This is a genomic window from Thermogutta sp. (assembly GCF_014359955.1).
GTDB lineage: Bacteria > Planctomycetota > Planctomycetia > Pirellulales > Thermoguttaceae > Thermogutta.
Genome location: NZ_JACIYL010000558.1, coordinates 1 through 2,991 on the forward strand (window position 1 = coordinate 1; position 2,991 = coordinate 2,991).

Annotated in this window: 4 protein-coding genes; 1 reads left to right on the forward strand and 3 read right to left on the reverse strand. The window is 55.9% G+C overall.

Annotated features, from left to right (window positions below):
- From H5U08_RS14345 to H5U08_RS14355, 3 genes are all read right to left on the reverse strand, one after another.
- On the reverse strand, window positions 1-290 hold a 290-nt coding region (locus tag H5U08_RS14345; RefSeq protein WP_297034480.1), incomplete at its 3' end, for an aldo/keto reductase.
- 33 nt (window positions 291-323) lie between these two features.
- Window positions 324-1,340, reverse strand: coding sequence for a DUF6807 family protein (locus H5U08_RS14350; RefSeq protein ID WP_297034482.1), 1,017 nt, complete (start codon window positions 1,338-1,340; stop codon window positions 324-326).
- Between the two features lie 241 nt (window positions 1,341-1,581).
- Window positions 1,582-1,788, reverse strand: a complete 207-nt coding sequence (locus H5U08_RS14355; RefSeq protein ID WP_297034485.1) for a hypothetical protein — start codon at window positions 1,786-1,788, stop codon at window positions 1,582-1,584.
- 338 nt (window positions 1,789-2,126) lie between these two features.
- On the opposite strand from H5U08_RS14355, the gene bfr reads away from it, so the two are divergent.
- Window positions 2,127-2,597, forward strand: a complete 471-nt coding sequence (bfr, locus tag H5U08_RS14360) for a bacterioferritin (protein WP_297034488.1) — start codon at window positions 2,127-2,129, stop codon at window positions 2,595-2,597.
- The last annotated feature ends 394 nt before the right edge of the window (window positions 2,598-2,991 follow it).

Genomic DNA, 2,991 nt, shown 5'->3' on the forward strand with positions numbered 1-2,991 from the left:
GCAGAGATCACCTTGTCGTACTGGGCATTCTCCCAGTTAAACTTGCTCGCGATAAAAACCTTCTCACGCCGACCGTACAATGCTTTGCCCAGAACCTCCTCAGCCAAACCCGCACCGTAAAGCTCAGCTGTGTCAAAAAAATTGATGCCCGCATCCAGGGCCGCATGGATCGTTGCGATGGATTCTGACTCGTCCTGTGGCCCCCAGGTCTGGTCACCCGCAAGGGCCCAGCATCCCATCGCGACAACCGAGACATTCCAATCCGTGCCGGGAAGATTAACGTAACGCATGGAATCACAGAATTTCGTACTGCTTCGGCGTCGTCACTCGCGTTTGTCGTCGGCACTCTCAGCCTGCCCTGTCGATTGAGCAAATCTGCCGGCGACTTTCGATACCTCGGTTACAGAGGGCGTGCCATCCCAGACCGCCACCAGATATCGCAGATCAAGCGTCTCGCCCGCTTTCAAATAGTATTTCTCGTTTGCAAGGTTCAGTGTAGCCGACAAATAAGCGAAAGGCTGATCCATGGTAAACCAAACCGCCGGATGACGCACATTCCGCGGATGGTCAAACATCGCCACAGTCACAGGCTGGCCTGCTGCCTCCGCTGAGTAAGCGCACCATTCAGCCGGCTTATCGTTTGTAGTAGCCACGCTGTCTCCTCCTGCCGAATTCCAGAACCTACCCCCTTTGTCCATCGACTCAACAAATCGGCAGCCCAGGCCGAAATAATGTCGGCCCCACAGCGTTCGACCGTTGCCCGTTCCGGCAACGTGCAGCCGCGCATGCCAAACGAGCAACGTGGGAAATTCCGGTTGGTCCCGGCAAACCAGCAGAAGTTCACGCTCTTCAGCAAGTTGAGGATTTCCCTGCGCGTCCCGCCAGATAATCGGGTGGACAACGCGGGCGATCGCGTGCCCATCTTCCTGCCGCGTCTCCAGTTGAATCGTGCCTTGGGCGTTCTGCGTCCCGCAACCCGGACCTTCTGCCCAGTAATCCACGTCATCAACACCAACCGCAAACATCAGCCCGTGGTGGTGAACATGATCCGGTGGAGAATCGCGAAGCACGTTAATCCCCTTTGGCGAACACAATGTTTTCACATAACATTTTGGCCCGCCGGCTGGAGCGACATATTCCAGCACGACCCTGCCCCCAAGAGATACTGTCACCCGCCCATCCTGCACCGTTCCCCGGATTTGTCCACGGGAACCAGCACGCGAAGCCTTGGCCGCTGTTGCGTTCCCGGGTGATTGTCCCTGTACCCGTGCTACTCCGCTGACGGTTGCCAACGCAGCCAAAATAATCGGCACGATCAGCGGTAAACGGGAAGCCAACATGACACGTCTTCCTTTCCGAGAAGGATTTGGCGAACACGACAGATGACAACACCATGTTGCCGAAGTTCGACGATAGAATCAAGTGTGCCCGCTGCTCAACGGAACGAAAGCGCTCGGTTTTTGCCAAGTGTCAGGAAGCCGAATTTTCAGTCGAGCGGTTTTCACTCCCGAGCGACAAAGCGCCGAAGAGAGTTGGAATGCTCAATTCACCCCGTGCCGGAGCACCCTTTATGGTCCGAAATCACTCCTGAAGCCACGGCTTTCGCCGCACACGTTCCGGTTCACTGACCGGATGCTCGAACCCGGGTGGCCGTGCCCCGTCAATCGCGGGCGCACTGCGATCTTCGGGAAATGGATCAAAACCGTTGAGGGCCTTTCGCTCGGCTTCGATGGAAGTCATTCCTGCAGGGGTACCGATGAGCGGCGGCAAAGGCGCACACCCTGTCATCCCTGTAGCAATCCAAAAACACAAAAACAGAGCCGATCTTCTCATCGTGACGGGGCAAACGAAACGGCACACACAGGTCAATCAACTGCGGGGAGCCGCGCAACGCCCAGCAATGGTAGCGGCTCGTCAAAAAATGGGCAAGATGTAAAATTTGAAACGCCGTTTATATGGCCACAACCCCACCGGTCACCCCCGGGCTGCTGACACATCCGGGAAACCGCCGAACAAGGCCAACTTGTTGACGTTTTCCATCAACCGGCGAAAATAAGAAAAGTGTTTTCACCGGGAATGTCGGAGACGGTTACCCATCTCTTTGACTCGTTGCAGGAGCCTGACGAATGAAGGGGAACGAAAAACTGATCGCTGTCTTGAATGAGTTGCTTGCCGAAGAGTTGACGGCTATCGTGCAATATATCGTTCATTCCGAAATGTGCGCCGACTGGGGCTACGAGCAGTTGCATGAGGCGGTGGAAAAGCGAGCGATTCAGGAGATGAAGCACGCGGAAAGCCTCATTGCGAGAATCATTTTCCTCGAAGGCACACCGATCGTGAACCGGCTGAACGAGGTCCATGTCGGCCCCAATGTAGCCGACCAGTTCCGTTCCGACCTCAACGCTGAATTAACCGCAGTCCAAGCGTACAACAAGGCAATTGCGTTGGCCCACGAGGTGGGTGATGCGGTCACTCGTGAGTTGCTGGAATCAATCGTGAAGGACGAGGACCAGCACGTGAATTGGCTGGAGGAGCAACTGGCTCAGATTGAACAGATGGGCCTCCAGATTTACCTTTCCACGCAAGCGAAAGGCTAAGCTGAGGCACATCGATGCCCGCTCCTCCTTGTGTGCGAACATTCCATCGCGTACTCGCATTGCGAAGTCAAGGTTAGACGGACATGAACGGGCGTGCAAAGACTCCGCCCGAGTGGAATTCGCTCGGGCGGCTCCCGTTCGCATACTGCGAAGCGCAAGTGCTTGCGCGAGATGAATAACTGGCGCACCACCGAACGCGACCTGCGACAATCTTCCATGACGCGGATTCCTTCTAGGTCGGTTGCCTTCCCTGGATTCTGCACGCAATATAACGTCCAACGGACGCGGACCGATGGAGTCATCCGAGCAATCTTGGAGTAGATCCCATGAGGCTGCAATCGCTTCTCTCACGGGTTTCCGTTGTTTTCGGCCACTGCGCAGCCATGACGATTCT

What these genes read in the sequence shown, in the direction of transcription:
- H5U08_RS14350 (WP_297034482.1), bottom strand. Translation starts at nt 1,340, where the DNA reads ATGTTGGCTTCCCGTTTACCGCTGATCGTGCCGATTATTTTGGCTGCG.
- H5U08_RS14355 (WP_297034485.1), bottom strand. Translation starts at nt 1,788, where the DNA reads ATGACAGGGTGTGCGCCTTTGCCGCCGCTCATCGGTACCCCTGCAGGA.
- bfr (WP_297034488.1), top strand. Translation starts at nt 2,127, where the DNA reads ATGAAGGGGAACGAAAAACTGATCGCTGTCTTGAATGAGTTGCTTGCC.